Here is a 17,806-nt window from a genome sequence, read left to right as displayed (position 1 = left end):
TCGTCCGATTCCGTCCCCACCGGCACCGCGGCTCCCGTCCCCGACTCGAACACTGTGGTATTGGGGGTAATAAACATCATCCCTCCAACGATGTCAAACAGATCCTCCGACAAATGCGCCTTAAGAGTGCCCAAAGAGGGTTGGAAATTCGGAACAAACCTAGCGACACCTGAGGACTAATCGGAACGCTTTTGACTATATTAAACAATACTACCTGCATGGCGGAACCGAGCACTGGCACGACAGCTGACCTGGAGCACGGATCGCCGTGTGCCAGCTCCGGAGCATTCAACGGCGGTGACAGCCGATGATCGGGGAGCTGTTCCGGACGATCAAGGCGAACCTGATATCGGCCGTGGTCGTGTCGCTGTTTCTGGGTCTCGTCGCCGGTCAGGTGATCGGCCCCGGAACGAAGACGGCACTGCAGTCGGCGGTGCTCCCGGTACTGTTCGTGATGATCTACCCGATGATGATCAACATCGACCTGCAGGAGGTGCTCAACGTCCGGTAGTGTTTAGTTCGAATCTTTACCGGTAAGATACGGCCAGATGTTCGGTTCGGTGATCGCGCTCAGTCCTCGCGGAATGTAGTCTTTCAGCGTCAAGAGATCTGGCATAAGGCGGTACTTGAACCACTCCTGCAGTTGGTCCCAGCACCCTTCGACAGCGTTCAATTCGGGGAGTTTCGATGGGAAGTACCACACTTCGAGATCGTCACCGCGCACGCACGAGACCGAACTGTCTCCGACAGTTTCGGTCTCGCGCTTTCCGCTCACGTGTTCCCAGAGATCCCTCGCGTAGAAGTAGCCCGCTCGATCCAGAAACACCACTAACTCCTCGCCAAACTTGTCTTTCAATGCCTCTAACAACCGAATCCCGTGGAATCTGGTCAAGTTCTCCTCTGTCCAGCAGTAGAAGCTGTCACCGTCGTCGGTGACAGCGCCCAGCACTGTCACCGACTCCCAGGACGTTGACGTCTCTATCGTCGGATCTGAACCGATTGGGTACCAGCCACGCCGCTGGACAGTTCCGACGTGTTTGGTGAATTGATCGACGACAACGACGGTTTTCTCGCTCAGTTCGGGCCGTTTTTTTCGACTGTCTCCTGGAACTCGGCCTTCTCCTCGGGGTCAGCCTCGTGGTGTTGAGGCCGTGCTGTCCGCAAGGACAGCCCGGCCTCTCTCAACAACTCGTAGGCGTAGTTCTCGTGGTATTCGACGTCATACTCCTCTTTGACGTGATGAAGCAAGAGCTTCGCTGACCACGCTTGTTGGTCGTAGCCGAGTTCGGTTGGCGGCTGTTGCAACTGTTCGAACAGCTGTTGGCGTTCTTCTCCCTCGATCTTTGCTGGACCCCCCGGTCGAGGAGCGTCGTAGGGAGCTTGCTCGATCGGTTCTTCCTCGAACCGATCGAGCCAGTTGCGGATCGTTTTCTCAACGACGCCATGCCGCTCAGCCAACGTATCGAGTTGGTCGCCCTGCTTGCGCCCGATCGCCGCGAGAACACGTTCTCGCGGCTTTCCCTGATCAATCTCCTCTTTGAGTTCGTAGAGTTCCTCAAGCGAAACCTCGTCGAGCCGACCCATTACCCACTCTACTACGTCTATCGGTAAATATCTTCCTTAAACACTACGGCTCCACGCACGGGTCGTCCTCGCGAGCCTCCTTTTGAACTTCGGGCTCGCTCCGCTCGTCGCGGTGGCGCTCGCCCGGCTCTTCTTCGCAGGGACGCCCGAGTACGCCGTCGGGTTGTACTTCATCGCGCTGATCCCCACCTCCGGGATGACCGCCGCCTGGACCGGGCTGGCGGGCGGCGACCTGGAGGGTGCGCTGGTTGCGATGGCGGTCAACCTCCTCGCGGCGGTCGTCATCCTGCCGCTGTATCTGTCGGTTCTCCTGGAGCAGGGGGTCGGGTTCGATCCCGCCGCCCTGTACCGTCAACTCGCGGTGATCGTCGCGATCCCGATGGTGGCGGGGAACCTGACGCGGCGGTACCTCCTCCGGCGATACGGGCCGGAGGGGTTCAAGCGGCTCAAGCCCACCTTCGGCGGGATCAGCTCGTTCGGGGTGATGTTGATCGTTTTTATCGCGATGGCAATGCGATCGACGGAGATTCTTGCGGACCCGGTCGCCTCGGCGCTGGTGGTCGTCCCGCTGGTGCTGTTTTATGCGATCGTCCTGGGGGCAGGCTCCGCGGTCGGCCGGCTCCTGATGGACGGACCGGGCGAGGTCGCTCTGGTGTACGCCACGAGCATGCGAAACCTCTCGATCGCGATCGCGATCGCCGCTGCTCCCGGCTTCCCGCCGGCGTCTGCGGTGTTGCCGATCGCGCTTGCGTACGTGATCCAGCCACCGCTCGGTGCGGTGTACATGCAGTACCGCCGGGACGTCGTCGAGCAGGGATTGACGGTGCGCGAACTGGTCGCCTCCCGCGTTCGGGCGTGAGCGACCGCACTACTCGATCTCGAACTGCGCCGACTACTCGGGGCTACTCGATCTCTACGCGCCCGCTCGTCGCGTCGTTGAGTCGCTCCTCCAGCTGTGAGACCGCTTCGACGGCTACCCGAACCGAAAAGGAAACGCGTTCGTCGTAGTCGGCTTCGAACTCCACGTCGGCGGATTCGAGGATGCCACGAACCGTCCCGGAGTCGTCGTAGTCGGTCACGATCGACAGCGTCCTGTGGGGACGCTCTTCGACGACGCCGGCTTCCGCGACGGCGTCCTTCACGCCGCGGGCGTACGCCCGGGCGAGTCCGCCGACGCCGAGGTTCGTCCCGCCGTAGTATCGTGTTACGACAGCGACGACGTTTTGGATCTCCTGCTGCTGGAGCACGTTCAACGCCGGTTTGCCGGCCGATCCCGTCGGCTCGCCGTCGTCGCTTGCGTACTCCCGCAACATCACCTCTCCGGGGCGGTCGGCCGACGCCTCCCCCGCCGGCACCCGGTAGGCTGGCACGTTGTGGGTCGCGTCGGCGTGCCGACTCTCGACCTGCTCGATGAACGCCTCCGCCTCCGCGACGGTGTCCACCGGCGCCACGTAGCCGACGAACTCCGAGCCCTCGATCTCGAAGGCCGCGCTCGCTTCCCCGGCGACCGTCCGATAGGTGTCCGTCACGGGCGGTGATTGCCGGGATGTATATAAAAGACTGCGGCTCGCGAGGCGTCGGTTCAGTTTCCGTGATCGTGGTTGTGGCCGTGATCGTGGTCGTGGCCGTGATCGTGGTCGTGGTCGTCCCCGCCGTGAGCGTGTGCGTGCTGGTGTGCAATCGCCTCCTCGAGCGCCTTCTCGCCGCCGACCTCCTCCTCGTAGCCCGAAAGCGAGACCTTGTACTTGCAGGTGTCACACGACATCGTGACCTCTTCCTCCCGGGCGTCCCGCCACCGACGAACGAGAACGTCGATCAGCCGGGAATCGGTACCGATCACGTCGGTCGTCCCGGCGACGAGATCTCGACCTTCGGCAAAGTCGGCGGTCCAGTCGGCGATCCGCCGGGTCAACACGCCGTCCCCGAGCATGTAGGGCACGACGACGACGGCGTCGGGCTCGTGTAAGGCGATCGCCGAAAGCGTCTCGTCGAGCAGCGGCTCGGTGATGCCGATGAACGTCGTCTCCACGCGAGCGAACGCCCGCCCCTCGAAGAGCAACCGACCGAGTTTGTACGCGTCGGCGTTGGCGTCGGGATCGCTCGACCCCCGGGCACAGAAGGCGACGGCGACGTCGTCCACCTTTCGATCGATGCCGAGCTCGGCTTCGGCGTCGGCGATCCGATCGTCGACGAGTTCGACCATCGTCGGCGACACGCCGATCGGTGCGCCGCCGTTGATTTCGACGCCGTCGTGGTGCCCTCGAGCCTGCTGAATCGCCAGCGGAATGTCGTTTTTGACGTGTCCCGCGGCGAACAGGGCGAGGGGGACGACCGTGAGTTCGTCGACCCGGGCGGCTCTCTCGTCGAGCGCTTCCGGCAACAGCGGCTCCGTGAGCTCGATGAACCCCGTTTCGACCGGGGGATCGATCCGGTTGTCGAGCAGCGACGCGACCGCCTCGACCTGTTCGTTCGACTGCTCGCGGGTGGAGCCGTGGCCGACCAGAAGCGTCGCTTCGTCGGTCACGTTTCGTCACCTCCGTCCGACTCGACGTCCGCCCGGACGACCAGCACCGAGAGATCCGAAAACGGCGTCGACTCGGCGTCGTCCCCGCCGGCGTGTTCGGCCAGTTCGTCGAGCGTCGTTCGGGTGTGTGCCTCCTCGTCGTGGGTCAGGTGCTCGAACACCAGCCCCTCGAGGTCCTCGGAGGCGCCCCTGTCGAGCAGGAACGCCGCCACGTCGCCGGGCATCCAGTCGAACGGCCGGGGCAACACCAGCAGGTGGCGGTCGCCGGCGTTCCGGGCGAGCGTCTCGAGCTCCGCGTCGATGGCGCCGCTCTTGTGGAGCGTGACGAACCGGGAGTCCTCCATCGGCGTCCGCGCCCGGCTCGCGGCCAACTGGATGGCCGAAATGCCGGGGATCACCCGAACCGTCGCGTCGGGTACCTCCCCCGTGACGGCCTTCTGGACCTTCCCGAGGAACTGGTATCCCGAGTGGTTCGGGTCGCCCATCAACACCGCAGTCCCCGTCTCGCCGTCGGCGACCCGGTCGGCGAACGCCGAGAGCGCCTCCGCCTCGTCGGCGTAGCCGCAGGTGAGCAGGTCGGCGTCGGTCTCGTCGGCGACGAAGTCGACTACAGCCTGGAAGCCGACCACAACGTCGGCCTCCTGGATCGCCCGAGCGCCCCGACGGGTGAGATACTCCGGGTTCCCCGGACCGATCCCCACCGCGTGTACGGTGCCGGAAGCGTTCGTCTCGTCGTCGCCATCGAGCTCCGGTTCCGGTTCCGGTTCGGGCGCAGCGGCAGCGGCGGTCGCCGGATCCGGCCCCGAATCGAGGTCGTACTCGTCGCTCACTTGTCGTCCCCCCGGTCGTCCTCCCGCGCCTCGAGATCGATCTCTCCGTCCCGTGCATCGGTGGCGACGTGGATCAGTTCGTTCGTGAGCGCAGCGGCGAGCCCGCTCCCGCCGCGCCGGCCGACGTTCGTGATCGTCGGGACGCCGTACTCCCTGCCGACCTGCCGGAGCCGCTCTCGGCTCTCGGGGGCCTTCACGAAGCCCACCGGCGTCGCGACGACGACCGCCGGCCGGGTGCCGGATTCGATACAGTCAGCGAGCGTCAACGCGGCGGTCGGGGCGTTGCCGATCGTGACGATCGCCCCGTCGTAGACGCGTTCTCGGTCTAGCTCCAGCGTCGCGGCGGCCGACCGCGTCATCCCGGTTTCCTCGGCCAGGTCGTCCCCGTGGCCGATCGTCGTCCGGATCGGACAGTCGTGGCCGCGCTCGGTGATCCCGGCGGCGGCCATCGAGATGTCCGTCACGATCGGTGATCCCTCGAGGACGGCCCGCGCGCCCGCTACTGCGGGATCGTTTCCGAACCGCAGCAGATGCTGGAACTCGATGTCGCCCGAGGAGTGGACCGCCTTCTGACGGAACCGGTCCGCGAGCGTCACGTCGGGGACGAACTGACGGACGATGTCGATGCTCGTCTCTGCGATGTCCATTGCTTCCTGCGTCGTTGCACCCAGGTCCGCGTATTCGTCGTCGGTGTCTCTTGTCGTCATAGCATTAGTGTCTCGACAGCTCCGCGTCGGTTGCCCTCGCCTCCAGGTCGCCCTCGACCGAAAGATTGAGATCGCGCAGCCTGTCTTCCGTCTCCGGATCGGCATCCCACAGCTCCCGATCGATCGCCTCGAGCAGCGTCGCCGTGATCGACGACAGCGCCCAGGGGTTGACCTCGCGCATCCACTCCCGTCGGTCCTCGTCGAACGCGTACTCCTCGGCGACGTTCTCCCAGAGCGTATCGCTCACGACGTCCGCAGTCGCGTCCCACCCGAGGGTCACCTCGACCGTCGTCGCGAGGTCGCCGGCGCCCTTGTAGCCGTGCTCCTCCATGCTCTCGAGCCAGTCCGGATTCAACACCCGGGTCCGCATCGACTTGCGGACCTTCTGTTCGTTGGTGTAAACCCGCACGTCACCCGGGTCGCTGGAGTCGCCCACGTAGGAGGCGGGGTCGCTCCCCGACACCTCGCCGACGGCGGCGACGAGTCCGCCGTGGAAGGCGTACCAGTCCGAGGAGTCGAACTCGTCTTGCTCGTCGGTGTCCTCGAGTTTCACGGTCGCGTCGATCCCCCCGAGACGACGCTCGAAGGTGTCGTGGGCTTCCGTCACCTCGCCGTCCTCGTCGAGCGCGTAGCCGCCCCACTGGAGGAACGCCCGCGCGAGGTCCGACCGGTCGTCCCAGTCGGCCTCGTCGAGCACCTTGTTCGTTCCCGCGCCGTAGCCGCCGGGCGCGGTCGTGAACACCCGCCGGACGGCCGCCTCCCTGGCCGTCCCGGCGTCGTGTCCCTCCTGCTTGTAGGTCGCGGTGTCCTCCTCGACGTGCTTTTTGACGTAGTTGCGATCGTGGGGCTCCTCGAGGTCGGCGACGGTGTCGATCGCCTCGTGGATCACGCTTGCCGCCGCCGGGAACGCGTCCCGGAACAGCCCGGAGACGCGCGTCGTCACGTCGACGCGGGGACGATCCAGCTCCGATAGCGGGATCGGTTCGACGCCCTCGATTCGCCCCGCGTCGGTCCAGACCGGCTCGACGCCCATCGCGGCGAGCACTTGTGCGATCGTCTCCCCTCTGGTCCGGACCGTGGGCGTCCCCCACGCCACGACGCCGATCTCCTCGGGGTATTCGCCGTGTTCATCGCGGTGCCGTTCGAGGACGCCCTCGGCAACCTCCCGGCCGACCTCCCAGGCGGGCCGGGCTGGCACCTTCCGGGGATCCAGCGTGTAGAAGTTCCGTCCGGTGGGCAGCAGGTCGACGCCCCCGCGGGTCGGCGCGCCGCTGCCCCCCGGCGGAACGTAGCCCCCGTCGAGTGCGTCGGCGATTCGGGGAATCTCGGCGCTCGCGCCCCGGACCCGCGGGACGGCTTCCTCGCAGACGTATTCGAGAACCGTCCGGAGGTCGTCGTGTTCGGATGGATCAGGACAGTCGAGGCCGAGGTCGCACGGCGACGGATCGAGGTTCCGCCCAACCCGTCCGATGTCGAACTCCGTGGTCGCGGTGTCGAACTCCGTGGTCGCGGTGTCGAACTCGGTTCGAGCGAGCTCCTCGACCAGCTCGGTCGCGACCTCGCCGACGAAATCGATCGCCTCCGAGCAGTACATCTCGAGCCTCTCGTCGTAGGCGCCGGGCGAGTCCCGCAGCCGGTCGTAGTCGAGCCCGAGGGCGTCGGCCACGCTCCGGTGGAGGCTCGGCGCGCCGGGGTTCTCCATCCGGGTAAGCGCGACCAGGTACTCCACGAACCGCTCGCCTGCGGGTGGTTCCCCAAGCGTGTGCAGCCCCATTCGTATCTGGGTGGTCTTTACGTCGGTGAGGTACTCGTGGATCGACTCGACGAGGTCGTCGATCGGAACCTCCTCGACCGTGTCCGGACCCGCACCGTGGCCGATCCCGAGCTCCGTCCCGAGATCCAGTTCGGTCACACGCTCGCGGACGAGGTCGGCGAGGGGACCCTCGCGTTCGGTGCCGGCCTCCCGGTACTCGCGGGCCAGCTCCTCGAGCTCTGTGAGGTCGTCGTAGGTGCCGGCCTCGCGCATCGGCGGCGTGAGGTGGTCGACGATCGCGGCGTAGGAGCGCCGCTTCGCCTGCGTCCCCTCGCCGGGGTTGTTGATCACGTACGGGTAGACGTTCGGCAGGTCGTCGATCAGGGCGTCGGGGGCGCTCGCGCCGTCGAGCCCGACCGTCTTCCCGGGGAGCCACTCAAGGCTGCCGTGGGTTCCCAGATGAACGACCGCGTCGGCCCCGTACGACTCCCGGAGCCACCGGTAGAAGGCGACGTACTCGTGGGGGGGCTGCAGGTCGGCGTCGTGGTACACTTTCGAGGGGTCCATCCCGAACCCGCGGGGGGGCTGGACCGTCACGAGGACGTTGCCGTACTCGCAGCCGGGGATGGCGATGGGCCGGTCCGGCGGTTCGCCCCACTCCTCGCGGACGCGCTCCTGCAGGCGCCCGTCGAGCCCGTCGAACCAGGTTCGGTACCGGTCGGGCGAGACGACGTCGACGCTCGCCTCCCTGACGTCGTCGGGGTCGATCCACCGGCCGTCGAGGGTGAGCTGGGCCGTCAGGCGGTCGATCACTGCCGCGCCGTCCTCAGGTACCCCCGTACGGCCCTCCGACACGGCCGCGCCGTCTTCCGGCACCGCCGCGCCGTCTTCCGGCACCGTTCCGACGTCGTATCCGCGACGGTCGAACTCCCGGAGCAGGTTGACGACGCTTTCGGGCGTGTCGAGCCCGAACGCGGTCCCGATCCCGTCGTCGCTGGGTGGGTAGTTGTGCAGGACGACTGCGATCTTCTTGTCGCGATTCGGAAGGTGCCGGAGCCGGGCCCAGTTGAGTGCCAGGCGGGCGAGATGGTCGATCCGGTTCTCGATCGGGAGGTGACGTCGTGGTTGGGTACCGATCCCCGCCTCGACGTCGACCGGTTCGTTCCCGCTTATCGGATGGGTGACGATGGGGCCGTCGAACTCCGGCAGCGCCACCGACAGCGCGAGTTCGAACCCCAACACGCCGGTGTCGGCGTCCGCGTACGCCTCGCGGGAGCGTTTCGTCGTCATCGCCTGCAGGACGGGAACACCGAGCTCTCGCAGGAACAGCTCCTCGAGTTCGGACGCCGCCCTCGACCCGTCTTCGCCGCCGGGTTCGATCGCGTCCCGTCCGCGTTCGTTCATCGCCAGCGAGAACACGAACGTGCTTATCACGGCGTCGACCCCGGAAAACCAGTTGCGCGCGACCCACTCGGCGTCCTTGCGGTCCTCCTCGCCGGCGACCGGGACGCAAAACGCCGGCAGGACGTTCGTCCCCAGCGCCTCCAGCCGGCGGACGAGCGCATCCACGAACCCCGTGTTGGCGTGGATCCAGTGGGACTCGTAAAACCAGATCCCGACCGTCGGCGCTCCGGAATCGTGCAACTCGCACAGCTCCTCGTAGGTGACTCCCGGATAGTCGGGGTGGTAGACGCCTTCCGTCGGGAGCTCGACGGGATCGTCGTAGCCGCCCTCGTAGTCACCGTACTCGCTCGCGAGGTACCGACAGCAGTTCTCGACGTTCACGACGCCTCCCCGTTCGAGGTAGGCGGCCACGCGCTCGCGGTCGGCGTCGGCGACCGTCGCGTCACCGACGGACTCAGTGTCGGTACCGCCGCCGGTCGACACCACGACCAGCGGCACCCCGGCCCGGGTCAGCCGTTCGACCGCGCGGTCGTAGCCGGGCATGCTCTCGGGACCGCCGTGGAGCCAGAACACCGCCGCGTCGACAGACTCCAGCTCCGCGAGAAACGCCGAGATGTCGGTCTCCTCGCGCAAATCGCCCTTCGATCGGACCGAAAGCCGGATCGACGCTGTGTCCTCGCGGATCTCCCCGTGCCCGCCGGCCGCGAGCCTGTCGGCCGCCTCGCCGACCGCGCCCAGTTCGTTTTCGGTCGCCGTGTACAGCCCGATCGTCGTCACGATTTAGTAAAGCATTATTTAGGTACTACAAATAAGATTTCATATCGACATGGCTCACCACCGGACGCCGTTCCCCGCGATCGTCGGGCAAGAGGAGTTGAAGCGAGCGCTTCTGGCCGTCGCGGCCAACGACGCGCTGGACGGACTGTTGATCCGCGGCGAGAAAGGGACCGCGAAGTCGACAGCCGTCAGGGGGCTCGTGGACCTGCTTCCCGAGCAACGCGCGGTCGCGGACTGCCCGTACGGCTGTCCGCCCGACGACTCCGCGCGCCAGTGTGGGTCCTGCCGGACGCGCGAGGATCCGCCGGTGGAGACGAGGGCGATCCCGCTCGTCACGCTGCCGCTCGGAGCGACCCGCGAGCGCGTCGTCGGGACCCTGTCGGTGGCGGACGCGCTCGAGGGCGAGGCGGAGTTCGATCCAGGCCTGCTGGCGCGGGCCAACCGCGGCATCCTGTACGTCGACGAGGTGAACCTGCTCGAGGATCACCTGGTCGACGTGCTCTTGGACGCCGCAGAAAGCGGCGTCAACCGGGTCGAGCGGGACGGCGTGAGCCTCACGCATCCGGCGGAGTTCACCCTGATCGGGACGATGAATCCCGAGGAGGGGAGCCTCCGGCCACAGCTCCGAGACCGGTTCGCGCTCCAGGCGACGGTGACGGGCTGTCGCGACGTCGACGCCCGGGTCGAGATCATCGATCGGGCGCTCTCGCGGGACGCCGCGCCCGAAGGGTTCGAGGGTGACTACCGCGAGGGGACCCACGCCGAGCGGGAGCGTCTGCTCGGCGCGCGCGATCGACTCGACGACGTGTCCGTACCCGAGGGATTCAAACGCGAGATCGCCGAACTCTGTCGGGACGCCGGCGTCGACGGCCACCGGGGGGACATCGCGATCGCCCACACAGCCCGGACGCTCGCCGCGCTCGACGACCGGGGGAAGGTGATCGAACCCGACCTGCGGGAGGCGGCTCGGCTCGCGCTCTCCCACCGACTACAGAGTCGACCGTTCGAGGACGATCCCGACGTCGACGACGTACTCGAGGATCACTTCGACGGGGACGACGAGGGCGGCGACGGATCGGAGAGTGGTGAGGGATCGGAGAGCGGTGAGGGATCGGAGAGCGGCGACGGATCGGAGAGCGGTGACGGTGGAAGTGAGGGGGAACGCACGGGGCCGGATGAAAGCGACGACTGCGATGGGGCGGCCGACGGCGACGGCGGCGACAACGGCGGCGACCCGGCGGGTGGAGAGGGATCGTCCCCCGACGTCGGTGAAGGGTTCACGGAGGAAGCACCAACTGGCGACGAGGCTACCGAAGGCAGTGTCGACGAAGACGGTCACGACGATCCGGACGGCGACGACGACGGCGAGTCGGACGAAACCGAGGAGGCGACGCCGATCGTCCCCGGCGAGGCCCGGGCGGAGATCGGAGGGGCCGACCGACCGGACGGTGTCGAGCCGACCGCCGAAACCGCCCGGGTCCGGGACGGTACCCGTGCCCGGGTGTCGGAGTCGACGGATGCCCGAGGGGCGCGGGTGCGAACCGAACCCGCGGGCGAAGACGACGCCGTCGACGCCGCCGCCTCGATCCGGGCCGCCGCCGCCGAGGGGCGGACCACCCCGACGGAGCGGGACTTAAAAACCTCCGTGAAGAGCGGCACCGCGGGGACGCTCGTGGTGTTCGTCGTCGACGCGAGCGCCTCGATGCGCGCCGCGATGCGCGACGCCAAAGGGGTGGTGCTGTCGATGCTACAGGACGCCTACGAGCACCGCGATCGGGTGGCGTTCGTGGCCGTCGCGGGAGAGGAGAGCGAGGTCCTCCTGCCGCCGACCGACAGTGTCACCCTCGCCGCCAGGCACCTCAAGGAACTGCCGACCGGCGACCGAACCCCCCTGCCGTCGGGGCTCGATGCCGCCCGGCGGCTGGTCGCCAGATCGGACGCCGACGCCGGCCTGGTCGTGGTGGTCACCGACGGCCGGGCGAACGTCGCCGACGGCAGCCCGACCGCCCGGACTCGGGAGGCCGCGCGGGGGCTCGCCGAGGCCGATGTCGACACGCTGGTCGTCGACGCAAGCGAGGAATCCGGAAACGGACGGGGGACCGGGCGGGGAACCGGGCTGGTCGACGTGATCGAGACCGAAACCGGCGGTCGGCGGATTCCCCTCGCGGAGCTGTCGGCCGAGCGCGTCACTGACGCCGCGGAATCGGTCCACCGGGATCGGTAGTCGTCTTGCCGTAGTGTATCGCCTCTGGGTCAGCCGGTAAATGACGTTTCGACTCCCGTTCTTTTAACGTGTGTTAAGTATACAATACTATCTCGGGGGACGAATAATCCGTTTTGAGAAAAAACCGCCTTATATCTGGGGTTTAAGTAGAATGAAAAACCGATTTGACAGGCCTTAAAATAGAAAGACTATTGCTTATTAAACGCACTATTAACGACACATTACAGATCGAAAGCCCATCGATCGTTCGTTATCGGACGTGATAGATGGGCCCTGAGATTTATTGGGTCGGTGGAGCGACGGGTAGATATGCAACTCGTGGAAGGCCTGTATCTGGCCACCACGGCGGCGCTCGTCGCGGCGGGCCTGGCCATGGTCTGGCTCGCTATCCGGGCGTACGCCCAGACACACCGACAGTCGATGGTCCACCTCTCGATCGGGTTCACGCTGGTCGTGGGCGCGGCGATTGCGACTACGATAAGCGCCTTTGTCACCGATTTCGAAAGCGTTCGGTCGTTACTGCTGGTCAACAGCGGGTTGACCGCCTCCGGATTCACCTTCGTCGTGTACAGCCTGATCGTCCACGAGTGACGAGTGCCGCCGTCTCGAGCCGCCTCCGTGTCGCCGTCTCTCCACCCCGATAAACCACCGATTAAACGGGCCAGAAATTGGGATTTCTCCGGTTTCGGACCCTCTCGCGAGAAAAACCGCGATGAGTTCGCTTCGAGAGGGTCTCCAATTTTCACTGCTGAAAACCAGAAGCAAAAAATCGGCCCACAAACGGATGGTTGTTGGGGTAAAATCACACCGAAATCGCAAGACAGCGTACTCTTATCAGGAGAGATATTTTGGACGGGGCTTTTAACACTCCCTTGATGCTCGTTTCGAGTAAGTCCGCGGGGGAGAAAGCCGCGGGCCGAACGAAAACCATGTTCGAATTCATGCAAGAGGAAGAGCGCGGTCAGGTGGGGATCGGCACGCTCATCGTGTTCATCGCGATGGTGCTGGTCGCCGCGATCGCCGCCGGCGTGTTGATCAACACCGCCGGGTTCCTCCAGACGCAAGCAGAGGCAACGGGGCAGGAAAGTACACAACAGGTCAGTGACCGGTTGCAGGTAGTGAGTCAGTCAGGTAATGTCGAAGGGGGCGACAGCATAGACGAACTCACATTCGTGGTCGCACAGGCGCCCGGATCCGACGACATTGACCTCAACGAGACTACTGTCGAACTTACTGGAGAGCAGGGACAGTACGTCTTTGAATTGGATGAGGGGGACCACATTGATAATATCCGTGGGGTGGACAATTTCGTTCTCACCGATAGCAGCGATCGGGCCGAGATCACGTTAGGTATGACTGATGATTACGGTGGGGCCCTTGACGAAGGTGAAGATCTCACCGTGACGTTCACCACTGATGCTGGTGCAACAACCACGGTCGAGATCCGAGTGCCGACGACCCTTACAGAAAATGACAGCTCAGTGAGGCTATAACAATGTTCGAAAATATCCTCGAAAAGGAGGAACGTGGTCAGGTGGGGATCGGCACGCTCATCGTGTTCATCGCGATGGTGCTGGTCGCTGCGATCGCCGCCGGCGTGTTGATCAACACCGCCGGGTTCCTCCAGACGCAAGCAGAGGCAACGGGGCAGGAAAGTACTCAACAGGTCAGCGATCGCATCGAGGTCGTGAGTTCCGTTGGTATTGTTGACAGTAGTGGCGAGGGGTTGGAATCAATTAACGTGAGTGTCACTAATGCGGCCGGCGCTGACCAGATCGACCTGAACGAAACAACCATTCAGGTGGTCGGTCCCGAGGGCCAGGAGAACCTCGTGGCCAACGCATCTACAGATATTAACAGCATAGACGACCTCGAAGAAGGAGAGTTCGGAGTCCAAGACTCTGATGGTGAGTGGGTTGAAGGTGGATCCGAAGCTGTTATCGACAACGATAGGTTCACGATAATCATCAGTCCCGATGCGAGCACTTCACTAACTGGCTTCGGCCAAGGTGACGAGGCCCAACTCGACATCGTCGCCCCGTCCTCGGCAACGACCTCGGAGACGCTGAACGCACCGGACCTGTTCGGTGAGGAGGGCGAGGCAGTAATCCTCTAACGGCACCGGACACGATTTTTACGGCCGACCAGACCGACTCGCCCAAACACCTATTCGTTTTCACCGCGAACCGCCGCCTGATGAGTGACGACGACGAGTCCCCCCTCGATCCGGAGGACATCGCCCGGATCCCGCCCGACGCCGACGAGAAGGAGGGACCCGCCTTCGACCCGGACGACCTCGACTTCAGCGAGGACAAACGCGTCGAGGAGCTCGACGAGGGGCGCTACGTCGTCTCCGCCAGCGACGATCCGCCGAACGTGCCGCCGGAAGGACTCGACGACCTCGACGACGACGGGAATGACGCGGACGACGGGACAGGCGACGCAAGAGACACCACCCGGAACCGCTCCCGCCCCGATCCCCGGCGCCAGGAGGTCACCGCCGGCGACGTGAGCCGGTGGCTGGCCGCCTCGTTTCAAAACGACGGCTTCGGCTACGGCTTCGACGCGACGCTGTCGACCGAAGACGACGTCGTCCGCCACCGGATGGTCTCGAACGACGTCACCGCCACCTTCGACACCCTGGTGACGTGGTTCGTCCGCAACGTCGGCGAGGACGCCCCGCCGCCGGAGGCGCTCGGCATCCTGCTTGCGGCCGCCGAAACGCCCGTCCAGTACCCTCCGGGAACACTGCTGCGGTACGTCGAACGCCACGATCTCTCGCCGGACGACTCCATCGCCGACCTGCTCGCCGTGGCGGAGGCCCACGGCGGGCTCCGGATCGAGGGGGATGGTAGGGGTAATAAAGGCGGTGAAGGGAACGGACGCGACGACCGATAGCGACAGGCGGAACCGGACTGTTAGGGTGCGGCGGCGCCGGCGTTGGGATCGTTCCGACTGGCGAACGGAATGTCGATTTCGAGGGCATCGTAGACCAGGATCGGTTTCTTCGCCTTCCCGGGTCCGCCTCCCTCGAATTCGATGACCCCGAGATCTTCGAGTTCGGAGAGGTTTCGATGGACCTGCTTGTAGTCCCGATCCACCAGTTCGGCAGCGTGGCGGATACTCTCCGGTTCGTGTGCGGATATCGCCTCCAGCAGCTCCAGGTTCTTGGGACTCAAGAGGCGACTGAGTTCCGCATACGTGTCGAAGTTCAGCACTGGCTGTGTGTCCTCGAGTTCGTTTCCTTCCTGGACAGCCTCGATACGACGCTGCGTTCGCTGATCGAGACGGTCTCGTTCGCCGACGGTGATTTTGAGCGTGGCCATGGTGTGTTCCTCCTGGAGACGTCCTACTCCTGCCAGTCCCACGTTACAGGGGACAACTCTTCACATTCTCTTTTGAATCGATGATACAGTGATAGCATCCCCGGAAATTCGATGGTTTCGACGCTCTCCCTGGTGTGACGCTCGTGACCCTTCACCCGTTCGTGAGCGTTATCGTATCGAAGAACGGTGTCCCCACCGATTTTCCCGAGATGGAGACTGTAGTTCCATCCGCTCGGATACGTCTCGTCTTCAGTTTTCCGGATGGTGACGTCGACGACGTAACCGGCTTCGACAGCTTGCCAGTCTGCGATGGTGGTGTAAGACGCCATCCAACAACCTATGTTGTCTTCTCCATACCCATAAACGTATGGACGTTTCCACATACCCTCGCGCGAAGCTCTCCCTGCACACCCACGGTTTCGTGACGATTAATTCTATAGTCAGCGATTCTCAGCGATGAGAACCGCGGGCGAGCGATTAAGTGTGGGACGGACGCCACTCCGGGTATGGCTACGCGCGTGCTCATCGCCGACGACTCGGAGTTCATGCGCAACCTGCTCCGGGAGATTCTCGAGGGGGAGTTCGAGATCGTCGGCGAGGCGGAAAACGGGGTCGAAGCCGTCGACTTGTACGGCGAACACGACCCGGACCTGGTGATGATGGACATCGTGATGCCGATCCGCGACGGGATCGAAGCGACGAGCGAGATCACCGACACGGATCCGAACGCGACGGTGATCATGTGCACAAGCGTCGGACAGGAGGAGAAGATGAAAGCCGCGATCAAGGCCGGGGCCGAGGGGTACATCACGAAGCCGTTTCAAAAGCCCAACGTCCTCGAAGCCATCAATGCGGCGGTCTGATCGATGCGCATCGACGTCCGGGCGCTGGGCGCCTACAGCCGGCTCGCGGATCGGGGCGCAGACAGGGCCGCAAGCGCGCTCGCCGAGTTGACGGGCACCGACCTCCGGGTGGAGGTCACCGGCGCGAGTCTCGCGACCGGCGCCGACCTCGCCGACTCCTTTAAAAACCGCCAGTCGGTCGGCGTGAGCGTCGGCCTCCGGGGCGGGATCGAGGGCGAGGCCGTCCTCGCGTTCGACGCCGACGCCGCCGAGGAGGTGACCGCGCTGTTGCCCGGCGGGGAGTCGATGGGCAAAAGCGTGATCTCCGAACTCGGCAACATCGCACTCGGCGGCTTCCTCGACGGCTGGGCGAACTACCTCGAGACCGGCATCGACATGACCCCACCCCGGTACATCGAGGCGGAAGGTGCCGCCGTGCTCCCCCACGGCGCACAGGCCGACGACGGGGTGTTCCTCTTCGAGAGCCGGCTGGAGGCGCTGTCGGACGACCTGGGCTTTGCGATCTACATGCTTCCGGAGTCGGATCCGTTCCGGAAACTGTTGAACAGCTCTCCCACCCCTGTCGGGCCGGCTGCCGAAGCGTCCGCCGACGCTGACGCCACAGCTCACGCCGACGGGCAACAGACGACGTCGATCCCCTACGAGTCGCTGTCGACGTTCGCGTCGCTTGCAAAACGCGGCTCCGAGAACGCCGCCGGCAACGTCGCCGCCATGACGGGACTGGACACCAGCGTCGAGGTGAGCCGGCTCCGGTTCGTCGCGCTTTCGGATCTCCCGACCGAGATCGGCGACGCCCGCCGGGCCGGCACCGTCTTCGAGCTGGAGGGCGACATCGGGGGGTATCTCGCGATTCTCTTCGAGGAACGGGACGCCGCCCGGATCGCCGGGGCGATGTTGCCGATGGAGCCCGGCGAGCCGCTGGGCGAGATGGCGCAAAACGCCCTCTCGGAGCTGGGGAACGTGATGACCAGCGGCTTCATCGACAGCTGGGCAAACGTGCTCGAAACCACGATCGAACACACCCCGCCGAACTACGTCAACGACATGGGTTCGGCGGTGATGAGTCCCCTTGTCACCCGACTCGGACGGCGACAGGAGTACGGCTTCGTGATCGACGCGACCATCGAAACCGCGGGCGTGGCGGCGACCTGTGACATCTACGCGCTCCCGAACGAACGGGAGCTCGCCGCCGCGCTGTCCGCCCTCGAAGGACGGTGAGGCGCCGACCGTGACCAGACGACCGACCCCGCCCGGCGAACCGCGAGTTCACGGCGGCCCGGAACGTATCGCGGTCGGGATCGCCGAACACGCCGTCGCGACCAACGGGGAGACGCTGACCACGAGCGGGCTCGGCTCCTGTGTCGCCGTCGCCCTGTACGATCCGGAAACCGACGCCAGAGGACTGCTCCACGCGATGCTGCCCGACCGGGACGCACAGGCGCCGCCGACCGCCTCCGCCGCCAAGTACGTCGATTCGGGGATCGAGAGCCTGCTCGACCGGATCCGGAAGGCCGGCGGCGACCCGACCGGGCTCGAGGCTCGGCTCGTCGGCGGCAGCGAGATGATCGACCTGGGCGACGATCCGGTGGGTCCGCGGAACGTCGAGGCGGCGAAGGCGGAACTCGAGGCGCGGTCGATCCCGATCGTCGGCTCCGACGTCGGCGGCGACGTCGGGCGGACGATCCGGTTCGAACCCGACGGATCGCTCCGTGTCCGTGCCGCCGACGGATTCGAACGAACACTTTAAGTGGGAAACTGGCAGTCAGTACTGTCGCCGACAACGAATATCACTGTTGATAGCTGCGGGGGTGCAT

The 17,806-nt window shown here is 65.3% G+C and carries 18 protein-coding genes and 1 pseudogene; 10 read left to right on the top strand and 9 right to left on the bottom strand.

Translation table 11 applies throughout. The features are described 5' to 3' along the window. Nucleotides 1–307: 307 nt before the first annotated feature. A complete protein-coding gene (locus AArcCO_RS15485) occupies nt 308–511 on the top strand; it encodes a hypothetical protein (RefSeq protein WP_259534385.1) in 204 nt (67 codons plus the stop codon). A 3-nt stretch (nt 512–514) separates the two neighbouring features. Here the strand turns inward: AArcCO_RS15485 and AArcCO_RS15480 are convergent, their stop codons facing one another. Together AArcCO_RS15480 and AArcCO_RS15475 are read right to left on the bottom strand one after the other, a co-directional pair. Beyond that, nucleotides 515–1,078 carry a transposase gene (locus AArcCO_RS15480; RefSeq protein ID WP_259536448.1) on the bottom strand — a complete coding sequence of 188 codons (564 nt, stop codon included), beginning with the start codon at nt 1,076–1,078 and terminating at the stop codon, nt 515–517. Then, nucleotides 1,075–1,584, bottom strand: coding sequence for an IS630 family transposase (locus AArcCO_RS15475; RefSeq protein WP_259533994.1), 510 nt, complete (start codon nt 1,582–1,584; stop codon nt 1,075–1,077). Before AArcCO_RS15475 ends, AArcCO_RS15480 begins: the two co-directional genes overlap by 4 nt. A 73-nt stretch (nt 1,585–1,657) precedes the next feature. On the opposite strand from AArcCO_RS15475, the pseudogene AArcCO_RS15470 reads away from it, so the two are divergent. Beyond that, a pseudogene (locus AArcCO_RS15470) lies at nt 1,658–2,443 on the top strand (bile acid:sodium symporter); the annotation flags it as partial. Nucleotides 2,444–2,486: 43 nt separating this feature from the next. Here AArcCO_RS15470 and AArcCO_RS15465 read toward each other — a convergent pair. From AArcCO_RS15465 to cobN, 5 genes are read right to left on the bottom strand one after another with little or no spacing between them, the layout of a single operon-like run. Beyond that, nucleotides 2,487–3,113 (bottom strand): IMPACT family protein, encoded by a 627-nt coding sequence (locus tag AArcCO_RS15465; RefSeq protein ID WP_259534384.1) that lies wholly within the window; start codon nt 3,111–3,113, stop codon nt 2,487–2,489. A gap of 53 nt (nt 3,114–3,166) precedes the next feature. Then, entirely contained in the window at nt 3,167–4,108 is a 942-nt protein-coding gene (locus AArcCO_RS15460; RefSeq protein WP_259534383.1) for a sirohydrochlorin chelatase, read from the bottom strand. Beyond that, on the bottom strand, nt 4,105–4,938 hold the full coding sequence (locus AArcCO_RS15455) for a cobalt-precorrin-7 (C(5))-methyltransferase (protein ID WP_259534382.1): 834 nt from the start codon (nt 4,936–4,938) through the stop codon (nt 4,105–4,107). The genes AArcCO_RS15460 and AArcCO_RS15455 overlap by 4 nt, the downstream gene beginning before the upstream one ends. Next, a complete protein-coding gene (locus AArcCO_RS15450) occupies nt 4,935–5,645 on the bottom strand; it encodes a precorrin-8X methylmutase (protein ID WP_259534381.1) in 711 nt (236 codons plus the stop codon). The genes AArcCO_RS15455 and AArcCO_RS15450 overlap by 4 nt, the downstream gene beginning before the upstream one ends. A gap of 4 nt (nt 5,646–5,649) precedes the next feature. After that, the gene (gene cobN, locus AArcCO_RS15445) at nt 5,650–9,582 is read right to left on the bottom strand and encodes a cobaltochelatase subunit CobN (protein WP_259536476.1); all 3,933 of its coding nucleotides are present in this window, start codon (nt 9,580–9,582) and stop codon (nt 5,650–5,652) included. Between the two features lie 46 nt (nt 9,583–9,628). Between cobN and AArcCO_RS15440 the strand changes: the two genes are divergently transcribed. The 5 genes from AArcCO_RS15440 to AArcCO_RS15420 all read left to right on the top strand — a co-directional run bounded on the left by AArcCO_RS15440 (nt 9,629) and on the right by AArcCO_RS15420 (nt 14,701). Further along, nucleotides 9,629–11,803 carry an ATP-binding protein gene (locus AArcCO_RS15440; protein ID WP_259534380.1) on the top strand — a complete coding sequence of 725 codons (2,175 nt, stop codon included), beginning with the start codon at nt 9,629–9,631 and terminating at the stop codon, nt 11,801–11,803. Between the two features lie 309 nt (nt 11,804–12,112). Next, nucleotides 12,113–12,394 carry a DUF7521 family protein gene (locus AArcCO_RS15435; RefSeq protein WP_259534379.1) on the top strand — a complete coding sequence of 94 codons (282 nt, stop codon included), beginning with the start codon at nt 12,113–12,115 and terminating at the stop codon, nt 12,392–12,394. Nucleotides 12,395–12,732: 338 nt separating this feature from the next. Beyond that, nucleotides 12,733–13,296, top strand: coding sequence for a flagellin (locus AArcCO_RS15430; RefSeq protein ID WP_259536474.1), 564 nt, complete (start codon nt 12,733–12,735; stop codon nt 13,294–13,296). A 2-nt stretch (nt 13,297–13,298) separates the two neighbouring features. Then, nucleotides 13,299–13,919: a flagellin gene (locus tag AArcCO_RS15425; RefSeq protein WP_259534378.1), complete on the top strand. Its 621-nt coding sequence runs from the start codon at nt 13,299–13,301 to the stop codon at nt 13,917–13,919. Nucleotides 13,920–13,999: 80 nt separating this feature from the next. Beyond that, nucleotides 14,000–14,701, top strand: coding sequence for a DUF7500 family protein (locus AArcCO_RS15420; protein WP_259534377.1), 702 nt, complete (start codon nt 14,000–14,002; stop codon nt 14,699–14,701). 20 nt (nt 14,702–14,721) lie between these two features. Here AArcCO_RS15420 and AArcCO_RS15415 read toward each other — a convergent pair whose 3' ends face one another. Both AArcCO_RS15415 and AArcCO_RS15410 read right to left on the bottom strand, forming a co-directional pair. Further along, nucleotides 14,722–15,129: an HVO_A0114 family putative DNA-binding protein gene (locus tag AArcCO_RS15415; RefSeq protein WP_259534376.1), complete on the bottom strand. Its 408-nt coding sequence runs from the start codon at nt 15,127–15,129 to the stop codon at nt 14,722–14,724. Nucleotides 15,130–15,152: 23 nt separating this feature from the next. Beyond that, entirely contained in the window at nt 15,153–15,458 is a 306-nt protein-coding gene (locus AArcCO_RS15410) for a toxin-antitoxin system TumE family protein (protein WP_259534375.1), read from the bottom strand. A gap of 177 nt (nt 15,459–15,635) precedes the next feature. On the opposite strand from AArcCO_RS15410, the gene cheY reads away from it, so the two are divergent. Genes cheY through AArcCO_RS15395 form a run of 3 tightly spaced genes read left to right on the top strand, consistent with a single transcriptional unit; the run spans nt 15,636 to nt 17,739 of the window. Continuing rightward, complete coding sequence (gene cheY, locus AArcCO_RS15405) at nt 15,636–15,992, top strand: chemotaxis protein CheY (RefSeq protein ID WP_259534374.1); 357 nt, start codon at nt 15,636–15,638, stop codon at nt 15,990–15,992. A gap of 3 nt (nt 15,993–15,995) precedes the next feature. Then, entirely contained in the window at nt 15,996–17,210 is a 1,215-nt protein-coding gene (locus tag AArcCO_RS15400; RefSeq protein ID WP_259534373.1) for a chemotaxis protein CheC, read from the top strand. 10 nt (nt 17,211–17,220) lie between these two features. Continuing rightward, nucleotides 17,221–17,739, top strand: a complete 519-nt coding sequence (locus tag AArcCO_RS15395; RefSeq protein WP_259534372.1) for a chemotaxis protein CheD — start codon at nt 17,221–17,223, stop codon at nt 17,737–17,739. The last annotated feature ends 67 nt before the right edge of the window (nt 17,740–17,806 follow it).

Origin of the sequence: Halalkaliarchaeum sp. AArc-CO, assembly GCF_024972735.1 — an archaeon.
In the GTDB taxonomy this organism is placed as follows: Archaea; Halobacteriota; Halobacteria; order Halobacteriales; family Haloferacaceae; genus Halalkaliarchaeum.
This window is presented reverse-complemented; position numbering and strand designations above follow the sequence as displayed.